At 46.2% G+C, this 21339-nt stretch carries 20 protein-coding genes; 12 read left to right on the top strand and 8 right to left on the bottom strand.

Features of this window, described 5'->3' with window-relative positions; all coding sequences use genetic code 11:
- The first annotated feature begins 113 nt into the window (after positions 1-113).
- Positions 114-1769, top strand: coding sequence for an alpha-glucan family phosphorylase (glgP, locus tag JUB15_RS15760; RefSeq protein ID WP_207513446.1), 1656 nt, complete (start codon positions 114-116; stop codon positions 1767-1769).
- A gap of 304 nt (positions 1770-2073) precedes the next feature.
- Positions 2074-3870 carry a DUF4139 domain-containing protein gene (locus JUB15_RS15765; protein ID WP_207513447.1) on the top strand — a complete coding sequence of 599 codons (1797 nt, stop codon included), beginning with the start codon at positions 2074-2076 and terminating at the stop codon, positions 3868-3870.
- A gap of 63 nt (positions 3871-3933) precedes the next feature.
- On the opposite strand, the gene bamJ is transcribed toward JUB15_RS15765, so the two are convergent.
- Positions 3934-4674 (bottom strand): BamJ family beta-barrel-assembly machinery protein, encoded by a 741-nt coding sequence (bamJ, locus tag JUB15_RS15770; RefSeq protein WP_207513448.1) that lies wholly within the window; start codon positions 4672-4674, stop codon positions 3934-3936.
- 191 nt (positions 4675-4865) lie between these two features.
- Here bamJ and JUB15_RS15775 point away from each other — a divergent pair, with 191 nt between their 5' ends.
- The 4 genes from JUB15_RS15775 to JUB15_RS15790 all read left to right on the top strand — a co-directional run bounded on the left by JUB15_RS15775 (position 4866) and on the right by JUB15_RS15790 (position 8389).
- Positions 4866-5303, top strand: coding sequence for an acyl-CoA thioesterase (locus tag JUB15_RS15775; RefSeq protein WP_207513449.1), 438 nt, complete (start codon positions 4866-4868; stop codon positions 5301-5303).
- A 67-nt stretch (positions 5304-5370) separates the two neighbouring features.
- Entirely contained in the window at positions 5371-6096 is a 726-nt protein-coding gene (locus JUB15_RS15780) for a DUF4197 domain-containing protein (RefSeq protein ID WP_207513450.1), read from the top strand.
- A gap of 80 nt (positions 6097-6176) precedes the next feature.
- Positions 6177-7382, top strand: coding sequence for an MFS transporter (locus tag JUB15_RS15785; protein WP_207513451.1), 1206 nt, complete (start codon positions 6177-6179; stop codon positions 7380-7382).
- 59 nt (positions 7383-7441) lie between these two features.
- Positions 7442-8389 (top strand): class I SAM-dependent methyltransferase, encoded by a 948-nt coding sequence (locus JUB15_RS15790; RefSeq protein WP_207513452.1) that lies wholly within the window; start codon positions 7442-7444, stop codon positions 8387-8389.
- A 153-nt stretch (positions 8390-8542) separates the two neighbouring features.
- On the opposite strand, the gene JUB15_RS15795 is transcribed toward JUB15_RS15790, so the two are convergent.
- The 4 genes from JUB15_RS15795 to JUB15_RS15810 all read right to left on the bottom strand — a co-directional run bounded on the left by JUB15_RS15795 (position 8543) and on the right by JUB15_RS15810 (position 13173).
- On the bottom strand, positions 8543-9361 hold the full coding sequence (locus JUB15_RS15795; RefSeq protein WP_207513453.1) for a CHRD domain-containing protein: 819 nt from the start codon (positions 9359-9361) through the stop codon (positions 8543-8545).
- Between the two features lie 160 nt (positions 9362-9521).
- Entirely contained in the window at positions 9522-11042 is a 1521-nt protein-coding gene (locus JUB15_RS15800; RefSeq protein ID WP_207513454.1) for a M28 family peptidase, read from the bottom strand.
- 46 nt (positions 11043-11088) lie between these two features.
- Complete coding sequence (locus tag JUB15_RS15805; RefSeq protein WP_207513455.1) at positions 11089-11262, bottom strand: hypothetical protein; 174 nt, start codon at positions 11260-11262, stop codon at positions 11089-11091.
- Between the two features lie 27 nt (positions 11263-11289).
- Positions 11290-13173, bottom strand: coding sequence for an ABC-F family ATP-binding cassette domain-containing protein (locus JUB15_RS15810; RefSeq protein ID WP_207513456.1), 1884 nt, complete (start codon positions 13171-13173; stop codon positions 11290-11292).
- A 201-nt stretch (positions 13174-13374) separates the two neighbouring features.
- Here JUB15_RS15810 and JUB15_RS15815 point away from each other — a divergent pair, with 201 nt between their 5' ends.
- Positions 13375-13980 carry a methyltransferase family protein gene (locus JUB15_RS15815; RefSeq protein ID WP_207513457.1) on the top strand — a complete coding sequence of 202 codons (606 nt, stop codon included), beginning with the start codon at positions 13375-13377 and terminating at the stop codon, positions 13978-13980.
- A 6-nt stretch (positions 13981-13986) separates the two neighbouring features.
- Here JUB15_RS15815 and JUB15_RS15820 read toward each other — a convergent pair whose 3' ends face one another.
- Positions 13987-14547 carry a thioredoxin family protein gene (locus tag JUB15_RS15820; RefSeq protein WP_207513458.1) on the bottom strand — a complete coding sequence of 187 codons (561 nt, stop codon included), beginning with the start codon at positions 14545-14547 and terminating at the stop codon, positions 13987-13989.
- 79 nt (positions 14548-14626) lie between these two features.
- Positions 14627-15280: a J domain-containing protein gene (locus tag JUB15_RS15825; protein WP_207513459.1), complete on the bottom strand. Its 654-nt coding sequence runs from the start codon at positions 15278-15280 to the stop codon at positions 14627-14629.
- A gap of 345 nt (positions 15281-15625) precedes the next feature.
- Here JUB15_RS15825 and JUB15_RS15830 point away from each other — a divergent pair, with 345 nt between their 5' ends.
- From JUB15_RS15830 to JUB15_RS15850, 5 genes are all read left to right on the top strand, one after another.
- Positions 15626-16534, top strand: coding sequence for a polysaccharide deacetylase family protein (locus tag JUB15_RS15830; RefSeq protein ID WP_242696363.1), 909 nt, complete (start codon positions 15626-15628; stop codon positions 16532-16534).
- 363 nt (positions 16535-16897) lie between these two features.
- The gene (locus JUB15_RS15835) at positions 16898-18331 is read left to right on the top strand and encodes a DUF6600 domain-containing protein (protein ID WP_207513461.1); all 1434 of its coding nucleotides are present in this window, start codon (positions 16898-16900) and stop codon (positions 18329-18331) included.
- Positions 18332-18676: 345 nt separating this feature from the next.
- A complete protein-coding gene (locus JUB15_RS15840) occupies positions 18677-19285 on the top strand; it encodes a DUF4397 domain-containing protein (protein WP_207513462.1) in 609 nt (202 codons plus the stop codon).
- 338 nt (positions 19286-19623) lie between these two features.
- Positions 19624-19848 carry a hypothetical protein gene (locus JUB15_RS15845; RefSeq protein WP_207513463.1) on the top strand — a complete coding sequence of 75 codons (225 nt, stop codon included), beginning with the start codon at positions 19624-19626 and terminating at the stop codon, positions 19846-19848.
- Positions 19849-20152: 304 nt separating this feature from the next.
- Positions 20153-20359: a hypothetical protein gene (locus tag JUB15_RS15850; protein ID WP_207513464.1), complete on the top strand. Its 207-nt coding sequence runs from the start codon at positions 20153-20155 to the stop codon at positions 20357-20359.
- Positions 20360-20369: 10 nt separating this feature from the next.
- On the opposite strand, the gene JUB15_RS15855 is transcribed toward JUB15_RS15850, so the two are convergent.
- The gene (locus tag JUB15_RS15855) at positions 20370-21308 is read right to left on the bottom strand and encodes a CPBP family intramembrane glutamic endopeptidase (RefSeq protein ID WP_207513465.1); all 939 of its coding nucleotides are present in this window, start codon (positions 21306-21308) and stop codon (positions 20370-20372) included.
- Positions 21309-21339: the final 31 nt, after the last annotated feature.

The raw sequence follows: 21339 nt of genomic DNA on the forward strand, positions 1-21339 counted from the left end.
AACAGCCCGGGATTTGAATTTGCGTTATATTCGCCCCGATTTTGTAGCTTATTGAATCACACAGTCAGGAACAAATACATATTAGTACCTGGATGTTAAAATGATCAGTGTATATGAGTTTTACCAATTTTACAGTTCCTTACCCAATAGAAGGTAAATACAGCAAACGGGTAGCCTATTTTTCAATGGAATTTGCGGTTCATCAACCGTTGAAGATCTATAGCGGCGGTTTGGGTTTCCTGTCCGGTTCTCACTTGCGCAGTGCATACGAGTTGCAACAAAATATGGTGGGCGTAGGTATTTTGTGGAAGTATGGATATTATGATCAGGCACGTAACCAGGATCATTCCCTGCAGGTAACCTGGCTCGAAAAGAATTATCATTTCCTGGAAGATACTGGTATTAAATTTCAAATAACTATTCATGATCACCTGGTATGGGTGAAAGCATATTATCTGAATCCGGAGACATTTAAAACGGCGCCGCTCTTTTTGCTGAGCACCGATCTGCCGGAGAATGATCATATTTCGCAAACCATTACGCACCGGTTATACGATGCCAACGTGGCAACCAAAGTAGCCCAGTTCATCCTGCTGGGAGTAGGGGGCGCCAAACTTATGGATGAAATTGGCTTTAATCCGGAGTTGTATCATTTGAATGAAGCGCATGCTGTTTCATCTGTTTTCTATTTATATAAAAAATTCGGTAACCAGGTTGATGAAGTGAAGAAGCGCCTCGTGTTCACTACGCATACTCCCGAAGAAGCCGGTAACGAAAAGCACGATATTCACCTGTGCCATAAAATGAGTTATTTCTGTGGCCTGAGCATCGATGAAGTGCGCAAGCTCACCGGCATCCAGGATGATCAGTTCAATCACTCACTGGTAGCTTTGCGTTTTGCTCACCTTGCAAATGGTGTGTCTAAGCTGCATGGCGAAGTGTCGCGGCAAATGTGGGGCAAGTATGAAAATATTTGTCCGATCATTTCTATTACCAATGCACAGAACTGGCGTTACTGGGCCGATAAACAATTATACCGGGCCGCCGAGGAAGGAAATGACAGCTGGTGGGATGATCGCAAGAAATACCTGAAGCGCAGGGCTTTTGATATAGTAGCCGATCAAACCGGCAAACTCTTCAGTCCGAATGTATTTACCATTGTCTGGGCACGCCGTTTTGCCGGTTACAAGCGGTCTGAGCTGATTACCCGCGATAAAGCGCGGTTCGAAAAATTAGTGAACAGTACAAAATACCCGGTACAGATCATTTGGGCAGGAAAACCTTACCCAATGGATTACCCCGCTATCAATGAATTTAACAACCTTGTGCACCTCAGCAAAGGGTACAAAAATATAGCCGTGCTTGTCGGTTATGAGTTGGGGTTATCCAAACGGATGAAGCAGGCCGCTGATATCTGGCTCAACAATCCACGCGTGCCACGCGAAGCTTCAGGTACCAGCGGTATGACGGCTGCGATGAATGGCGCCGTTAACTTCTCTACTTCCGATGGCTGGATCCCTGAATTTATTGACCAGGGCCATAATGGTTTCGTGGTGCCTAAACCTGATTACAACAAAATGAGTGTGCAGGAACAGGATCAGTATGATCTGGACAAGATCTATGACCTGCTGGAGCACGATATTCTGCCCATGTACTATGAGCGTTACGATACCTGGCGCCAGATCGCCAAAAACGGCATGCGCGATGTTCGCTTCCAGTTCGACTCGGGGCGGATGGCTAACGAATATTATGAATTACTTTATAAGTAAAATCATCGTTCAAAGAGGCTGAAGTATGCGGTGAAAGCAGGAAGACGAGGTGTTAAATATATTAAAGGATCATCTGGTTACAGGTGGTCCTTTTTTGTGACAATGGTTAGAGGTTACAAGGTACATGTTACAGGGCTTTATTATGAAGCTCGAAACAGGATTTTATTACGCCTGAAACCTGAAGCCTGTAACCTGTAACTGGCAACAGGGTAACCGGTAACCGGCAACCGTCAAGTAATCTGCATTTATGTAATTTTTAATCCGTGTGCATCCACTATGAAAATCACTCACTAAAATGAAGTATATGAAAGGCATACTGATCGTTTTAATGTCCCTGTTTTTGGCCGCCTCCGTACAAGCCGGCGACGATAAGAATATTGTTTCCTCGGTATTGAGAGCTGCTATGGTATATCGTAGCGGCGCCGAATTAACCCATACCGCCAAAGTTTCGTTAAACCAGGGTAATAATGAATTGGTGATAGATAATATCAGCAACCGGATCGATATTAACAGCCTGCAAATAGGCAGCAATGGTAATGTTACGATTCTGTCTGTTGAATTTTCTACTGATTTTTTGAGGCCTGAAGTAAAATCGCCTGTTGTAAAAAGACTGGAAGATTCGCTGGACATCATTAAAGATGAAATTACCAGGGTACAGGTAGTGTTAAAGACCGACCAGGAGTTACTCGAACTGTTAAAAGCAAATAAAGAGATCCGGGGCGATCAAACGGGTGTAAGCGTTACCGAGTTAACGAAAATGATGGATTACTATAAGAACAAGACGCTGGAATTGCAAAATGAGATCAGCCGGTACAAAGAAAGAGAATCCAGATTAATTAGCATTTCGGGTAAGCTCACCAAACAGATAAAAGAAGAAGAGCAGAAAAATAATAAAACGATCGGTAAGCTTTTGCTGCAATTGTATTCTCCGCTGGCCGGTCAGTATGATTTCAATATATCGTATGTAACGCCGGCAGCCGGCTGGAATCCTTCCTACGATCTGCGGGTAGAGAATATCAATAAACCGGTTTCCCTGGCCTACAAAGCAAGGCTGGTGCAAAGTACCGGGATCGACTGGCGGCAGGTGAAGCTGGCTTTGTCTACTTCAGTGCCATCGCAACATAGCAATGCGCCCGATGTAAAAGCGTGGTTCCTTGCGTATGTTGATCCGGTTGGTTATGTGGCTCCTTACTACAGCAACAGGATAGCCGGGGTGGCTGCACCTTCTGCGTTACAGGAAGTGGTGATAGCAGGATACGGTAACAGCAACAACGATGCTTCAGAAAGCGAGCGGCAGGCAGCGGAGCCCGTTTATGTAGTGAATGGAACGATCATGAGTAAGGCGGAGTTTAAGAAGATCAACAAGAACGCTATAAAAAATATGGAAGTGTTAAAAGACGCACAGGCGACAGCTATTTACGGAAGCCGGGCTAATGGCGGAGCGGTAGTGGTGACCCTGAAGGAGATGGGCGATTATGTAGCGGTAAAAGACAACCAGTTGAATGTGGTCTTTGATATTGATCTGCCATACGATGTACCGTCGAATGGCAAGGAGCAGAATGTAAATCTGAAAGATTACAAGATACCGGCCCAATATAAATATTACAGCGCGCCCCGGCTTGATAAAGATGCTTACCTGATGGGCGAAATAGTTGACTGGGAAGCATTGAACCTGTTACCGGGCGAAGCCAATATTATTTTTGAGGGCACCTATATTGGTAAAACATCTATTGATGCGGCATCTGTACTGGATACACTGGATCTTACATTGGGCCGTGACAAAAGGGTAGTGGTTAACCGCGAAAGGCTGGCTGATTTCAGCAGTGTAAAATTTCTGGGGGCTAACAAGAAGCAGACATTGACCTACGAAATAACGGTTCGCAACAACAAGAAAGAAGCCATTCAAATGGAGTTGCGCGACCAGTACCCTGTGTCAACCAATAAAGACATTGAAGTGGAGCTGCTGCAACACGATGGCGCTGCCGTACATGAAGAAACGGGCATCTTAACCTGGAAAGCGCAACTGGCGCCGGGTGAAATAAAGAAATACCGTGTAAGCTATAGCGTGAAATATCCGAAAGACAGGACGATCAATTTGTAATGGGTACAAATAAAAGATCCCTCCCGATGCATTCGGGAGGGATCCTTCATTTATTAAACGGTTTTATTTTACGATCTCTATCAGCTCAACATCAAAGATCAGGGTTGAGCCTTCCTTGATAGCGCCGGCGGGGTTATCGCCATAGGCCAGGTCAGAAGGAATGAACAACTTCCACTTGCTGCCAACGGGCATTAATTGTAACGCTTCCGTCCAACCGGGAATAACATTCTTTAAACCAAGCGTAATGGGTTGTCCGCGTTCAATGGAGCTGTCGAATACAGAGCCGTCGATCAGGGTACCATGGTAATGAACTTTTACCTGGTCTTCAATGGTTGGTTTAGGACCGGTACCTTCTTTCACTACCTGGTATTGCAATCCGCTGGGTAAAGCAATTACGCCGGGTTTCTTTTTATTTTCAACCAGAAATGCTTCTCCGGCTTTTTTATTTGGTAAAGCTTTATCGCTGCGCGCTTTCTGCATGTAATTAACAATGCAGTTGTTCACCTGGGTTTCATTCAGCAGGGCTTTATCAACTTTTGCATCAGCAAGGGCTTTCACCACCAGCTGGTTGTTTATATTGCTTATGCCCTGGGCTTTATAAAAACTGGCGATGCTCAGGCCAATGGCATAACTAAACGAATCGGCAGCGTTTTTCAAAGCGGGCGCAGATGGGGCGGTAGCAGCGGGTTTTTTCGTCGTGGCGGGTTTTTGAGTAGCTGTAACAGGCTTTTTCTTGGCTGGAGCCTGGGCCAGCATTGCAGTGGCGGGTAAACAGGCTAAGACCAACAGCACAGATTTTTTCATTATCTAAATTTTAGGGATCAAATGTAAGTGAATGAAACGAATTCGTCGTTGAATTATTGCCACTTGCCGGCCTGTGACCTGATAGGCTGAAAGCTAAAGGCTGAAGGCTAAAGGCTGAAGGCTGAAGCAAAAAAATACTGATAATAGTGAGAACTGACTAATTTTGATACCCATCAATTTTGCTAAATTTTATGAGTGCCTATATTAAACCTTTGGAGATCCGCTGGTCTGACCTGGACCCCAATTTTCATTTACGCCATTCCGTATATTATGATTTTGGGGCTTATGTACGGGTGTCGTTCCTGGCTGAACACGGGCTAACGCCTTCGTTCATGATAAAGCACCAGTTTGGGCCTATCCTGTTCAGGGAAGAATGCGTGTTCAGGCGGGAGTTAAAGATGGGCGATGCCATTACCATTGATGTTCAATTGTTGAAAACGCGGCCGGATTTTTCGCGATGGAGCATTCAACATTATATTAGGAAAAATGGCGATGAAATCGCTGCTGTTCTTACTGTAGACGGAGCCTGGATGGATGTAATGCAGCGTAAACTCACCGTTCCCCCCGATACAGTAAAACATGTATTTGAGAAAATGCCTAAGGCTGAACAGTTTGTATGGGATAAATAAGCACAGGCTTAACAACTTTTTACCATTTAACACGTTATTTTAGCTGAATTATATAATGAATATCACTATGAAAAGATTTGTATTACCCCTGTTACTACTTACCAGTGTTGCTTCATTCGCACAAAGTGGCTTCCTGAAGAAAGCAAGTGGCATTTTAAATAAGGCTACTGGTGGTAACACTTCTGCTTTAAGCAATGATGACATCGTTGCCGGTCTAAAAGAAGCATTGACAGTTGGTGCAACCAATGGTGCTAATAAATTATCTGCAGTAGATGGATTTTTCGCCAATGCTGCTATCAAAGTGCTGATGCCTCCCGAAGCAAAAAAAGTAGAAAACGCCTTGCGTACCGCCGGCATGGGCAAACTGGTTGACAACGCGATTTTGTCGATGAACCGGGCTGCGGAAGAAGCCAGCAAATCAGCGGCGCCTATTTTTGTAAATGCAGTTAAAACCATGAGCATCCAGGATGCGTTGGGCATATTAAAAGGCAGTGATACGGCAGCTACGGGCTACCTGCGCAGTAAAACAGTTTCTGCGCTTACCACTGCATTCCGTCCCGTAATTGATACGGCTTTGCAAAAAACATCGGCTACCCAATACTGGAAAACAGTATTTGAAACATACAATAAACTGCCAACGACCTTCAATAAAATTAACCCAGACTTAGCAGGTTATGTAACCGAGAAGTCGTTGAGTGGCATGTTCTACCAGGTTGCACAGGAAGAACAAAAGATCCGCAAAGATCCTGCTGCCCGTGTTTCTGACATTTTGAAAAAAGTGTTTGGCAGTTAATATTTCTCCCGTCTGCTTTGAGATTTATTATAAATTGCATCCCGACCTTAGTCGGGATGTTTTTTTTATAATACAGTCACATGATCTCGAGAACGCTTTCCCTCTACAAAAGTGCTTATAGCGGTTTGTCTCCTTCTACCTGGTGGCTGTCGTTTGTTATGTTAGTTAACCGCAGCGGCACCATGGTATTACCGTTCATGACTATCTATCTTACCAGTCCTTCAATGGGCTATACCATTGGTGAGGCAGGTATCGTAATGGCCTTGTTTGGTTTGGGCTCAGTAACCGGTGGGTTTGTAGGCGGAAAATTGACAGATCGCCTGGGCTTTCATCCTGTTCAACTCATTACATTATCAGGTGGGGGTGTGTTGTTCATGGTGCTTGGGCAAATGCGATCATTTCCGCTGATCTGTTTGTTTACATTTTTGTTAAGCCTGGTAAATGAAGCATTCCGGCCTGCCAACTCAACGGCCATTGTTGCTTATAGTAAGGAAGGCGCCCGTACCCGTTCGTATGCCCTTAACCGGTTGGCCATTAATTTGGGCTGGGCCATAGGGAGCGCTTTGGGTGGTGTGCTCGCAGCCATCAATTATGAATTGTTATTTTGGGTCGATGGTATAACCAATATTACGGCCGCTTTGTTGTTATGGTATTTTTTGCATCCATCAAAACAGGTGCAGCCGCCAAAAAAGGAAACAGCGGCCGGTCCTTTCCATTCACCTTACCGCGATACCATTTACCTGTGGTTTATTCTGCTTACCATTTTATTTGCAGGTTGTTTCTTCCAGCTGTTCACTAACCTGAATGCATACTATAAAATAGAGTTGCATTTCAATGAAGCTTTCATTGGGTTAATTGGTGCGCTGAACGGGGTTATGATCGCTATTATTGAAATGGTCCTCATCTTCAAACTGGAAGGCCGGCGATCGAGCCTTTTTTATATCGCAAGAGGTTCCATACTGGTAGGCATCGCCTATTTAATGTTGAATGTGTTTCATATCAATTATATTATGGCCCTGGTAATGATGGTGGTAATGACCATGGGTGAAATTCTTGTACTGCCTTTTATGAATAACTTCTGGACTTCGCGCAGTGCCGACCATAACCGGGGCCAATATGCCGGACTGTACACTATGGCCTGGTCGATAGCCCAAACGGCAGGCCCCTTCCTTGGGTCACAGATCGCACAGTATGCAGGATTCAATGTGTTGTGGTGGGTGCTGGGTGTAACAAGCATGTTGACAGCTATTGGATTTATGTGGTTGCAGAAAGTGTCCAGGGTGTAATCACCCGTAAGACATTATCACATCATCGCATTATCACATTATCACATTAATTTTGCGCCATGTCTCCCGAAAAATTTCAGATGTTTCGCAACCGGCTTACCAAAGTATACCGGCATATTGGCAAGCAGGCGCGCCGCCAGGGTATAACCTGTTATCGCATCTATGATCATGACCTGCCGGAATTTGCCCTTTGTATTGAACGATACGGCGACAATTTATACCTGGCAGAATACAAGCGGAAGTTTGAAATGGCAGAGGCCGAGCACGAGGCCTGGCTCGAAGCCACCATCGAGCTGATCTGTGAGGTGCTGGAAATGCCTGTTGATAACGTTTATATCAAAGAACGGCAACGCAAACCAGGCCGGTTAGGTCAATACCAGCGGGTATCAGCGGAAGGCGCCAATTTCATTGTCGAAGAAGCCGGACTGAAATTTAAAGTAAACCTGAGCGATTATCTCGATACCGGTCTATTCCTCGATCACCGTATTACGCGGGGAATGGTGCGCGATGAGGCCAGTGGCAAGCGGGTGTTGAACCTCTTCTGTTATACCGGTTCTTTTTCGGTATATGCAGCAGCTGGCAACGCAGCGCAGGTCACTTCTGTTGATCTGTCAAAAACCTATTTGCAATGGGCCGAAGAGAATATGCGGCTGAATAGTTTCTTCGATGAAAAAAAGCACCACTATATACATGCCGATGTAAAGCAGTACCTCGATACATTACCACCTGCTTCATTCGACCTGGTGATCATGGACCCGCCTACTTTCAGCAACAGTAAACGCATGAAAGATTTCCTGGACATTCAGCGTGACCATGCGGGGCTGTTGAATAAAACATTACGCGCACTTACACCCGGGGGTGTGATCTATTTCAGTACCAATTACCGCAAGTTTGAACTGGACCGCGAACAGATCCATGCGAGCGAGATAAAAGACATTACCCGCGCTACCACACCCTTTGATTTTGAAGGGAAGCTGTTTAGATATTGTTTTAAACTAAAGAAATGATACTTTTAAAGACAAATGTGATAATGTGATAATTCGATAATGTGATAATGTTTCAAGGTCGGGCGTCCTTAAAAATAGAAGCCTCAGCATAAGCCACGATCACAGCTCTGTACTCCATCATCAAATTATCACATCATCAAATTATTCCACTGGTTATCTGATCTGTCCTCTAACCAACCCCGGTCCGTGGCGGCGCGAGTGGGCATTAACATACATGGGCGTATTCAACACCTGATTATACAGGGCATCTTCCAGCGGATTCGAGATCTTCAACACGCCAAAATCGGTGGGAGCATTACAAAGGAAAATAAGCGGTGGACCATTGGTGCCGGCGGCACCCGGATGAATATGGGCTACCGTTAGTGTGTCGTTGCTTTCGAGGTTGTTTACCGTTACTATCGAATAAAGCACCTTATCGTGGGTGAGCCGTAAAATTGCCGTTCCGGTGGCCGTGGTGTTAACGGGCGGCACTTCATTTGCGCCTGTCAGGGCTATGTCTCTTGCAAGAACAACTTCTTTGTCGAGCTGCCCACGGGCGATACCTGCAGGCGCCTGCTGTGAGTGAACATTCACATACACGGGTCTGCTTAAAAGTGTATCTATTTGTCCCTGGCGTAATCCGGTAACAATACCCATGGAACCGGCTCCGGTAAATGTGGGATTGAACGGTATCAATATACCGCCGGAAGTTCCGGCATCGCCGGTGTGAATATGGGCATTGGTCAACTGGTCGCTGGGGGAGAGGTTGTGAATGTGCAGGTTGTATTTCAGCGAATTGTCGGAGAGGAGTTCAATGGTAGCTTCGCCTTCTTCATTTCTGCCCGCCGGTGCAGGCACTTCATTGATCGCTTTTATGTCTACATGCCACTCTCTTACAATGGCAGGACCGTCGTCATCGTCGTTATCGCAGCCGGAAAACACCATAGCAAGCACTACAAAACCTGCTACCGTTAAGGGCAGTAATCTTTTCATATTAAATAGTGTTTGTAGTAAGATACGAACGGCAGCGAAAGACGGTTGCTTTATTCATAGCTGAAACTTTATAGCTCAACATCAGCCTGAAAAGCGAAATGCCTGACGCAGGGCTGCATGCAGCGTGCTGCGTTAGGCATTTGGCGTTAACGTAGATGAATTACTGTTCCGTTAGCGGAAGATCTCTTTTCAGCATATCGTTGCGATTGGCCATTTCCCAGGCTGTATAAAATATGAGCTGCGCTCTTTTGGCCATTAGCTTATAATTGATCTTGTCGGGCGTATCGGTGGGCCGGTGGTAATCGTTATGGGTACCGTTGAAGTAGAAAATGATCGGTACACCTTTACGGGCAAAATTATAGTGGTCGCTGCGATAATAAATACGCTCAGGATCTTTGGGTGCATTGTATTTATAATCCAGTTCCAGTTTGGTGTAATTTTTATTCATGGCTTCGCTGATGGGCCGCAGGTCAGAGCTGAGCTTGTCATCGCCTACTACATACACATAGTTGGTGCTATCGCCCACCTTGCGTTTGGGATCGATCCGGCCGATCATATCTATGTTGAGGTCAACCGTTGTTTTTTCCAGTGGGAACAGGGGATGGTCGCTGTAATGTTCAGACCCCCATAAACCTTTTTCTTCACCTGAAACGGCCATAAATACGATCGAGCGGCGGGGACCTTTTCCGGCCGCTTTCGCTTTGGTAAATGCCTCGGCCAATTCCAGGATACTTACCGTGCCGGATCCGTCATCATCTGCGCCATAGTAGATCACTGAATCACCGCGTTTGCCCAGGTGATCATAGTGTGCGGTAATGAAAACATACTCGTCTTTTTTATCACTGCCTTCCAGGTAGCCGATCACATTGCTGCTGGTCAACTCGTTCAATTCTTTCTTTATTTCCAGCTTGATATTGGCTGCATACGTTTTAGGCTGTACGTCCCCGTTCTTACCTGCTTCTTTAGCTGTTTCATAGTCATTGCCCATGATGGCTTTGGCAACCTCTTCAGAAATATAATAAGTATTTGGTAAAACGGTATTTTTAAATGCATGCAGGTGTTGGGGACCTTTGGCGGGCATACTACGGCGGGGAAAACCACTTTGTACCATCAATACGGCCGCTGCCCCTTTTTTCTGAACAGCTTCCAGCATGGCGAATGGGTTGAAGCGGTTGCGGTTGCCGGTGCTGGCGCCTCCTGAAGTGGAAGCGGGCGGCATCACCAGCACCACCTTGCCCTGTGCATTCAGATCTTTATAACTATTGTTGCTGCTATCGGTGCTGAAACCGGCAAAAACCACTTCACTGCTTAATAAAGTGCTGGTGTGTGACATGCCCAGGTTTATGAAGAAATCGGTTGCTAATGCAAACTGTTTTCCGTTCACTTCTATTGTTGAACTTAGCAGAGAATCCTGGTAAACAGGGAAGCCCGCCTGGTAATTACCTTTATTGCCCGGCTGCAATCCCAGTAACTTGAATTGACTTTCCAGATAAGCCGCTGCTTTGCGTTGTCCTTCGGTAGCGGTCTCACGGCCTTCCATGCCGGGACCTGCTACAATGTACAGGTGTTTTTTAAGGTCATCAGGGGTTATTGAATTGGCAAATGGCCTGGGGTCGGCGATCTTTTGTGCATGAGCAGCAGCAGTGGCCGCCAGAGCCATAACCAGGAAGATCCTTCTCATAGTGTGATTTTTGTTTAAAATCAAAAATAAATGAGTTCGGTTATTTTTAAAGGAAAGTTTGTTGAATGGTGGATGGTAAATGGGCAATGGTGAATGGTGTTGTTACCGGTTTCCGGTTGCCGGTTACCAGGTCCTTAATGCAGCAAGTCTGCAAATACTCAGCCTGCCATTGGTTTGTGCCCCGGCAACTGGTAACTGGCAACAGGTAACTGAATTTCATGTAACCTGGAACTTGTAACGCACAACTTTATCCTTCGAACTCACTCAATTCCAGCCAACGCATTTCCTTCTCATCCAGCAGGTTAGTGATCTCGCTGATGCGTACCGATAATTGCTGCAACTGATCGAAGGGCAGGGAGCCGCTGTTCAATTGCTCGGTAATGGTTTGTTTTTCTTTTTCGAGGCCGGCAATGTCCTGCTGCAGCTGTTCGAACTCCCGTTTCTCCTTGTACGATAATTTCCTTTTTTCAGGCGCCGCCGCCGCGGTGGGTTTTACTTCTGTTTTTGCAGTCTTTGTTTCTGATCTTTCCTCTTCTTCTCTATCCTTTAGCCATAACCGGTATTGCGAATAGTTGCCGGGGAAGTCGCGAATGACACCATCACCTTCAAATACAAACAGGTGGTCTACCAGGCGATCCATAAAATACCGGTCGTGCGAAACGATGAGTAAACAGCCCGGGTATTCGCTGAGAAAGTTCTCCAGCACACCCAGGGTAGGCAGATCGAGATCGTTGGTTGGCTCGTCGAGTATGAGGAAGTTGGGGTTGCGGAACAGGATAGATAGTAAATGCAACCGCCTTTTTTCGCCCCCGCTGAGTTTTGAAATATAAGTGTACTGCTGCTCAGGTGGAAACAGGAACAGTTGCAGGAACTGCGCGGCGCTTAAAGAACCACCGCTGGCCAGGGGAAAACTTTCGGCCATACTTTTTACGAACTCGATCACCCGCATATCTTCTTTTAATACCAGACCCTGTTGCGAGTAGTTGCCGAAGACGACGGTTTCGCCGATATTGATCTTGCCGCTGTCGGCAGGTTCCAAACCCTGCAGGATATTGAGGAAGGTTGATTTACCCACGCCATTTTTGCCTACCACACCAATGCGTTCGCCTTTTTTGAAAGTGTAATCAAAACCCTTCAGGATCGGTTTCTGACCATAGCTCTTGTACACTTTTTTCAGTTCGATCACTTTGCCGCCGAGCCGGTTCATTTTCATTTGCAGTTCCAGTTGCGCATCTTCAATACGCTTTTTGGCTTTGGCTTCTATTTTATAGAAATTATCCTGTCGGCTTTTGCTTTTGGTGGTGCGGGCTTTGGGCTGCTTGCGCATCCATTCCAGTTCTTTGCGATAGGTATTGCGCGCTTTTTCTATGCTGGCTGCATCGCTTTCCTGGCGGGCGGCTTTCTTCTCAATATAATTTTCATAATCGCCTTTGTAAACGAACAGCTCACTGCCATCCAGTTCCCAGATCTCTTCGCAGACGGAATCTAAAAAGTAGCGGTCGTGGGTCACCAGCAGCAGCGTAACATTTTGTTGATCGAGGTAATTTTCGAGCCATTCTACCATTTCAATATCCAGGTGGTTGGTAGGCTCGTCCATGATCAGCAGCACGTGTTTATGTTCGAAGCCAATATCGATGAGGGTTTTGGCCAGTGCCACGCGTTTACGCTGGCCGCCCGAGAGGGTATTCACAGGCTGGTTCAGATGATGGATGTTCAGTTTGCCCAGGATCTGTTTTACTTTGGCGTCGAAGTCCCAGGCGCCCAGTTCATCCATTTTTACAATGGCTGCGCCCAGTTTTTCAGGGTTGCCTTCTTCGCTGATGGCTTCGTATTCCCTGATGGCATTGATAACGGGGTGATTGTAGTAGAAGATATTATCCAGCACCGAGCCTTTTTCATCAAATGCAGGGTCCTGCTCAAACAGGGCCACGGTCACTTCTTTATTGATCCAGGCAGTACCGTTATCGGCTGTTTCCTTTCCGGCCAGAATGCGCAAGAGGGTACTTTTGCCGCTACCGTTACGGGCTACCAGCGCTATTTTATCGCCTTCTTCAACGTGGAAAGAAATATTCTCAAATAATGGTTTTACGCCAAACGACTTGCCGAGATTCTCTACAGATACATAATGCATGGCGCAAAGATAGTGAAAACGGTTTCCAGTTACCAGTTGCCGGTTACCAGGCGATGTGTTACAGGTTACAAGTTTCGGGTTCCAGGGGCCCTTATTTTAGGTGGTTACAACTGATTTTAGCCCCTGAAACTTGTAACCTGCAACTTGTAACTGTTCCTGCTTGCCTATTGCCTTTCAGCCCGTAACTTACAGGAATTACAAATGACATCCATAATCAACCATAGTATCCTCGTATTGTTATGGCTGCTGTTCGGCATCCTTCATAGCGGACTGGCGGCCAATGGGTGGAAACGATTGATGCAGCGGTGGCTGGGCGCCGGCTTTAAATATTATCATTTTGCTTATTCTGTTTTCGCTGCGCTTACACTGACGGGGATCCTGGTATTTCAATACTCCATTCACAGTAGCCTTTTATTTACAGCGCCTGTCTGGGCACAGCTGTTCTTTTGTTTGCCTGCACTGGCCGGGTTGCTCATCATGTTAGTGGTGATCAAAAAATACTTTTTCTCACTCAGCGGCATCAGCGTTTTTTATAAAGAACAGCCGCCCATGGTGCTGGAGCAGGGTGGACTGCACCGGTATGTGCGGCATCCACTGTATTTTGGGACCTTATTATTTATCTGGTCGCTGTTCCTGTTGTTCCCTTACCTGAATAACGGGTTATCCTGCTTTGTTATAAGCCTGTACACGGTAGTAGGAGCCCGGCTGGAAGAAAAAAAACTGGTAGCTCAGTTTGGTGAGCAATACCGCCGTTATAAACAAAATGTTCCCATGCTTATTCCAAGGCTCGCGCCTCAACGTGGCTGACCATCGTTAACTCTCGCGCCATTTAATATTACAACCAATGCTTGGTTTTTGTACCGGCGGTACCGGCTTTCCCTGGATCAGGTGATCCAATGCCTGGCGTATATCCCACCCGGTGACCGGTTTCTCATTGCCGGGCCGTGAATCATCGAGCTGTCCGCGATATACCAGCGACAGGTTGCTGTCGAAAATAAAGAAATCGGGTGTGCAGGCCGCCTGGTATGCTTTGGCCACCTCCTGCGACGCATCGTATAAATAAGGGAAGGGATAATTCAATTGTTCTGCCACCAGCTTCATTTGGTCAGGACCATCTTGCGGATAACCCGCCACATCATTGGAGCTGATAGCAATAAAGCCGATGCCTTTGTTTTTATAGTCGTTACCCAGTTTTACCAGTTCGGCATTCACATGTTTTACAAACGGGCAATGGTTGCAGATGAACATGATCACCGTGGCGGTGGCGCCTTTCAGGGCCTGCAGGGAAAGATCTTTTCCACTAACCGTATCAGGCAATGTAAAGTCGGGTGCTTTTGTACCCAGCGGTGTCATAACAGAAGGAGTGCGTGCCATAAGAAATGTATAAAGTGTACAGTAAAAATACAAGCGCCTTTTTATAAACAGCTATTCGCTTAAATGGTTTATCGCCCTGTTATTGTCCATACCGGTAGATCAACCACAGAATAAGCGCCGTGATCACCAGCATGAGCACCCATTTGTATTTATCCCATACATGGCGTTGTTTTTTGTTGACAAGGGCCTGTTGTATAGTCAATTGGGTGGCGGCATCGTCACCGGCCACTTGCAGCAACCGTTCAGCAATGGGCACAAAGAACTTCTTAGGCAGGGGCAGGGCTGCGGTCAACACGCTTTGAATGATCTCCAGGTTAATGGTTCTATTATTGTGTTCGTGCAAAATGCCGATGGCGTTATCTGTTAACAATTCACGTATGTGCAGGCTCACTGCATCATAGCGAAGGTGAAAGACATTCATGGAGGCAACATATCGTTGCAGCAACCGGCATTCCTGTAAGATGTGGGCAGGGGTGAGGGGTGCACTGGTAAATGACTTGCCGGTGCTGCGTACATACCAACGTTGATAATGGTAGGCTTCCCGCTTTTTTGGATCGCTTAATGTTTTATAAGCTTCCTGTATTTCGCGGAACTGCGCTGCAGCCAAATGACTACCTCCTTGTTTGTCGGGATGGTATTGCTGCGCCAGTCGCCTGAAAGAGCGTTTGATCTCCTGCGGGGAGGCGGTAGTTGGCAGCTCCAGTATTTTATAATAGTCCTTTACCTGATTCATTCTCGTCATTTAAAACACCCAGTGATTAGTAGTTAGTGGCTGGTGGGGCTTTTATTCGTTACTTGCGACATTCAGCGATTTTCGCGCCATTTTCTGCCTTTCCCTATTTGCCGCTTCCTGGTCACCACTCGCTCTTCAGCAAATTAGTTCATTAGCACATTTGTCGTAATGGTATTTTCACAATTCGGTTAAGTGTATTTTTGATTCTTTATCGTAAAAACTGCAAAGTTGTTGGCAGTGCAGTAAATGTGCAAAAAAAATGACAGCTATATAGTACATTTTACAACAAATCAGCGGTATTGTCCGTTTAAGCAATGCCTATTTTACGTAAGTTTGCGTCGTTCTATGAAAACACATAATTTTCGCTCGAAGCCTGAATTGATAGCTATTCTGGTAATTGCTTTCTTCTGTTTTATGGCAGCCAATTGCCAGGTTGATTCTTCAGCAAAAGCCGCTGATGTAAACGCTGGATCTACCCCTGAAAAGCCGAAGCCCGCCGCCGAAGAAAAGCCGGCGCCTATGCCTTCTGTTGAGGGAATCAAAGTGGCTGATCCCAAAACAATTTTGAACAGACCCGAAGTTCCCATCTTATGTTATCATCAAATTCGTGACTGGAAGCCTACTGATTCCAAAACGGCCCAGGCATACATTGTTCCTCCCGCTTCATTTGCTGAACAAATGAAAATGCTGGCGGATAGTGGTTATCACACCATTCTGCCCGATCAATTGTATGCTTATCTGAATGAAGGTACACCATTACCTTCCAAACCGGTAATGCTCACCTTCGATGATACCGACCTGGATCAGTACACTGTGGCCAAACCCATCATGGATAAGTATAACTTCAAAGGCGTGTTCTTTGTGATGACTGTTTCTATTGGCCGCCCGAGGTACATGACCAAAGAGCAGATCAAAGACCTTTCTGATAAAGGGCATACCATTGGTTCACATACCTGGGATCATCACAATGTGAAGAAATACCAGGGGGCCGACTGGGTAACGCAAATTGAAAAGCCTACCAAACAATTGGAAGCTATTACCGGTAAACCCATCAAATACTTTGCATATCCTTTTGGTTTGTGGAATCCCCAGGCGATCCCTGAGCTGAAGAAAAGAGGCATGATCGCAGCTTTCCAGTTGTATGCACCACGCGACGAACAGGATCCGTTGTTCACTATTCGCCGCATCATTGTACCGGCCATGAAACCCGCTGCTTTATACAAAGCCATGCGCCAGGGATTCAAATATTATTAATCGATACCGTTGCGTAACCGGTTACCGGTTACCAGTTTCCGGGTTACAGGTTTCGAGTTTCAGGTTGCAGGGCTTGACATTTAAACAGGCTTTCTTCCACTTAACCTGTAACCCGTTTACCATTCCCTGCCTTTTAACATTTCCATTATATTTCATTATCACAGTATTGAATTATCACATTACAGCATTAGCACATCAGCATATCCGCTAATTAGCTAATTAGTTTTATACCTTTCTTCACATAAAGTATTTGTAAAAGACATAAGTGCCTCTATGCTGGCATTGTATTCGTTTTATCCTGATAGGAAGAAATAGGCCGCAAGCTGACTTCTCTCCCGATTGTGTATTCTAAATCACACCTAAATGAAACGATTCAAAGCGATCAGCACTTCAGCAGTACTATTGGTATTGCTGTTTGGCAGTGCCCTTCATAAAGCAACTGCCCAGGTATCGGTGCAGGTTTCGTACCAGACGTTCTATAACGAGCTGGAGCCATATGGATACTGGATCGATTACCCTGAATACGGTTATGTATGGCGCCCTGATATAGGGGCCGGCTTCAGGCCTTACAGCACCAACGGGCATTGGGTTTTTACCGATGATTACGGATGGATGTGGGTTTCGAACTATAGCTGGGGCTGGGCGCCCTTTCATTACGGCCGCTGGTTTTACGACGATTATTATGGCTGGTTATGGATGCCCGGTTATGAATGGTCGCCGGCCTGGGTTTGCTGGCGCAGTGGCGGTGACTATTATGGTTGGGCGCCATTGGGTCCACAGTTCAGCATAAACGTAAATCTTTCTTTCGGCCGCTATTCTCCTCCTGCCAATTACTGGTGTTTTGTTGACCGTCGGTATATTGCTTCGCCCCGCGTTTCCAATTATTATGTAAACGTGCAACGAAATACTACCATCATCAACAATACCACCATTATAAATAATTACCACCATGAGCGGAATGTGTTCAGGACCGGTCCCGGCCGCCGTGAGGTAGAACGGTACTCGCGCGATCCGATCCGAACCGTAGCTGTGCGGGATGCAGCCAGACCGGGCAGAACCAATTACCGGAATAATGAAGTGGCTATCTATCGCCCGCGGGTGAATCGTGAGAACGCACGTTATGCGCCGGAAAGGGTACAGCGGTTCAGCCGGGATCAACGCAACGGTTTCGCCGATTACTCCGCAAGGCGCGAGAACCGGCGACTTGAAACCGGCCGCCCTGTTAATGAGCGTGGCTTTTCTGACAGGGCGCAGCAACAACGGATCGCAGGCGACCGGAATACTGCCGCCGAAAACAGCCGCCGGGGATTTGCAGAGAGACGGCAACAGGAGGGAATGATCAGGGAAAGAAATGAAGGAGCCAGCCGGCGACCCATTGAAGAAAAAAGGCAGCAGGCCCAACTGATGCGCGAACGGAATATCCGGGCGGAAAACGATCGGCGAATTGTTGAAGAGCGGAACCGGCAGCAACGGATGATGCAGGAAAGGAACGTGCAGGCGGAAAACAGTCGCCGGATGTTTGAAGAGCGCAACCGGCAGCAACGGAAGATGCAGGAAAGGAACGTGCAGGCGGAAAACAGCCGACGGCAGTTTGAAGAAAGGCGGCAGCAACGGGAACAAATGATCCGGGAACGGCCGCAACAACAACCCCAGTTTGAACGACGGGGCGAGCCGAACAGAGGTGGCGGTTTTGGCGGTTTTCGCGGACATCCCCAGCAACAGCGGCCATCTTCCCAGGGCGGCGAGGATAGAGGCGAACGCGGACAGGGGCGCGGCGGCTGGATGCGGCAGGGGTAATATGATTTTTTTGAGTTACAAAAAGGGCTAAACGAGCCCTTTTTGCTTTATAATCCCTTATAATATACAACCAGGTGCAACGAAGGTGATTGGGTCATTGTCATAAAGGCCGGAAAATCATCGTATCCAGCTAAACTAATTGGTAAATTCGCGGTCTGAAAGCGGGCCAGTTTGTGGAGCTGCGCCAGGTCTATAACACCTAATTATTATTGTAAACTAAAAATGAAAACTGTGCAAGTAAGAAAAAATGCTTTTTTGGTTTTGGGGGCACTGTCTTTTTTAACCCTGTTGTTAAGTGGTTGTTTGAAAGAGGTTGAGCCAACAACACCTACTCCCAAAACATATATGTCATTAATGCATCTGGCGCCCAGGGCTCCTGCGGTCCAGGTATATTTCAATGGAAATAGTGAACCCTCCTCCGGAATGATCCCGTCGGGTTCGGTAGCAGACTATTATTCTCCACTGGAACCGGGTGCTTATGGTATCAGTTTTAAGAAAACGGGCAGCGATAGTGTAGTGGCCAGCCTGGGTACCGCTTTATATGACTCTGTTCAATATTATACCCTTTTGCTGTATAATATCGATTCTACCCATGCAGGAGCCGTGAGGATCAGGGACGATTACCGGGTGCTAACCATGGATAAGGCATATTACCGGTTCTTTCATATGAGTCCCGATATTGGCGCGGTAGATCTTTATTTTGATAATAATATGATAGATCCCGACCGTCAGCATGCTGATAACACCCAGAGCGATTTCCATAACCAGTTTACGGGCGCTACAGCTAATACATATAGTATTACTGTAAAGAAGGCGGGTTCTGACTCAGTGATCGCTCAACAGCATTCAGTATTTCTGGCCCAGGGGCAGGCTTATACGATTTACCTGAAAGGAATTAAAGGTGGAACAGGCAATAATCAAATAGGGGTGGGAGTACTGCAGGCGGCTGATTAAGGTCGGCGTGTGAACAATGGTGTTTTACGAATGACAGTATTTATATGAACCGGATGATCATTGTTTATCATCCGGTTTTTTTATTAGCTGAATTGGTCAAATTATATTGAATATATATTAAAATGGTATAAATTTGGTAACTTTCGAAACGCAATTATTACAGCTCAATTCTCGAACTTTAATTTGGAATTGTTAATCCTCACGCAATAGTCCTCTTCCGTCGGTATCCTTTGAACATTCTGGTTTGCCTGATGTTTTGTAGTTGCAAGTGCACAGATGTTGTTGCGCATACATACTGTTTCAATACCATCTTATAACCATATTAAAAGATTTGACGCATGAAAAAAACATCGGCAACTATCTATTCTCCTGCTTTGGAGTTGCCCGCTATTACCCGGAAGTATACTCGCCGTTTGAACAAGAGAAGGATCAGCGAGGAGCCGGTTAAGTTAGCAAATAAAGTTTCGCCACCCAGTGAAGAGGTTATCCAGCAGCTGAACCGGATAGCCCAGGAATATCCTTTCTGCGTATACTACAGGCAGAAAGTCAATGATCCATTATGACCTTATGGATAAAGAACTATTGGTTTCCGTAAGTAATTTTCTTTACAAACCCGTTTTAGCTTGTCGGGGCGCCGATATTTTTTGTTAAAAGGTTTCTGGTTTCCCTTTTTTGATCTATCTTTGAATAGATCAGTTTCCTATAATATATACTTTCTTCCTTGTTTCCTCCTTGCCATTGATCAAACGAATTTCGATTGCTTTCTTTTTTCTGCCGTATGAAGTCTCAGTCCTGATTTTTTAAGTAGCAACGTATCCCACGGAAAGCCTTTTAATTACATTTATTCACACCTGTAAAATTTGGCGCATGAAAAAGACAAGTTTCAAATTAGGAACTGCTACGAACAGCACGGCAACACTTACCTTAGAAAACAAGAACGCTGCAGAGAAGCTCCTGCCGGTGAACGCACAACCCACACCTCCCAGTGAAGAAACAATAGCACGTTTGAACGCTATTGCCCGGGAATATCCATTTTGTGCATATATAAAACAGCATAATCTGTTTTTGCTGTAATTAAAAGCTGTTACAATCCTTTATAAACATGCCCCAGGTAACCTGCCAGTTCCATGAGCCAGGCAATGCCCAGGTGAAGTATTAATCCTCCCCAAATACTGCGTGTATTATACACCACAGCGCCAAGAATGATACCCCCGAAATAAGAGGTGATACATTCGAAAAGGGGCTTCCCGAAATGTATAGAACAGTAAAAGGCCGCTACCGGTAAAATGGCATGTTTACCGGCAAAGCGCGCAAAAGCAAGCACTAAAAATCCGCGAAAGAAAAACTCGATGGTTCCAAAGTCAATTCCATAAGAAAGCTCGTACAGGGCCTTCCAGGGAAGGCTATTGGTCACATATTGATCTATAATATCAATACGCTGTACCCTGGGATAGGTGTGCAGGAAATCGTTCCTGGTTGCTGCAAAAGCGATCAGCGGCACCATACCCAGCAATAACACCAGGTAAGGGCGAACATTGAACCCTTTGGCCTGCAAACCCGCTGTGGGCCCTTCAAAACGGCCCAGGCGCCAGATAACCATGACGGGAAAAGCTACCACCAGCAGTTTCAATGGCCAGTCGAGCACCCGGTACCAATATTGGTTCCAGGGAAAGGAAATCGCCACAGTGAGGGAACGGGAAACTTCGTCAAAGCTGATCTTAAAGGCGAAAATGGCCGGGGCAGCCAGTAACAGCACAAAGAATGACCGCCTTCCCATGGCTAAGGGAATGGTTTCTTTGGCAACCAGGAATAAAAGGAACCAGGCCAGGGAAAAGATAAAACCAAACAGCAGGAAGAAGCCCGCCAACCGCATCGGCCAGGAAGGTAGGGCTACGATCGCCCGTTCGATACCCAGGGTGTAATTGCAGGTTACGGCAATGGCTACAAGCAGGGTAGTGAGCAGGAAGACTACGCGGTTTACAGACTGGAGATAATTCTTCAGGTAACCAATGATCTCTTTCATCGGATAAAATTTCAAATTGACGGTACAAGTA

It is taken from the genome of Longitalea luteola (assembly GCF_017356035.1).
GTDB lineage: Bacteria > Bacteroidota > Bacteroidia > Chitinophagales > Chitinophagaceae > Niastella > Niastella luteola.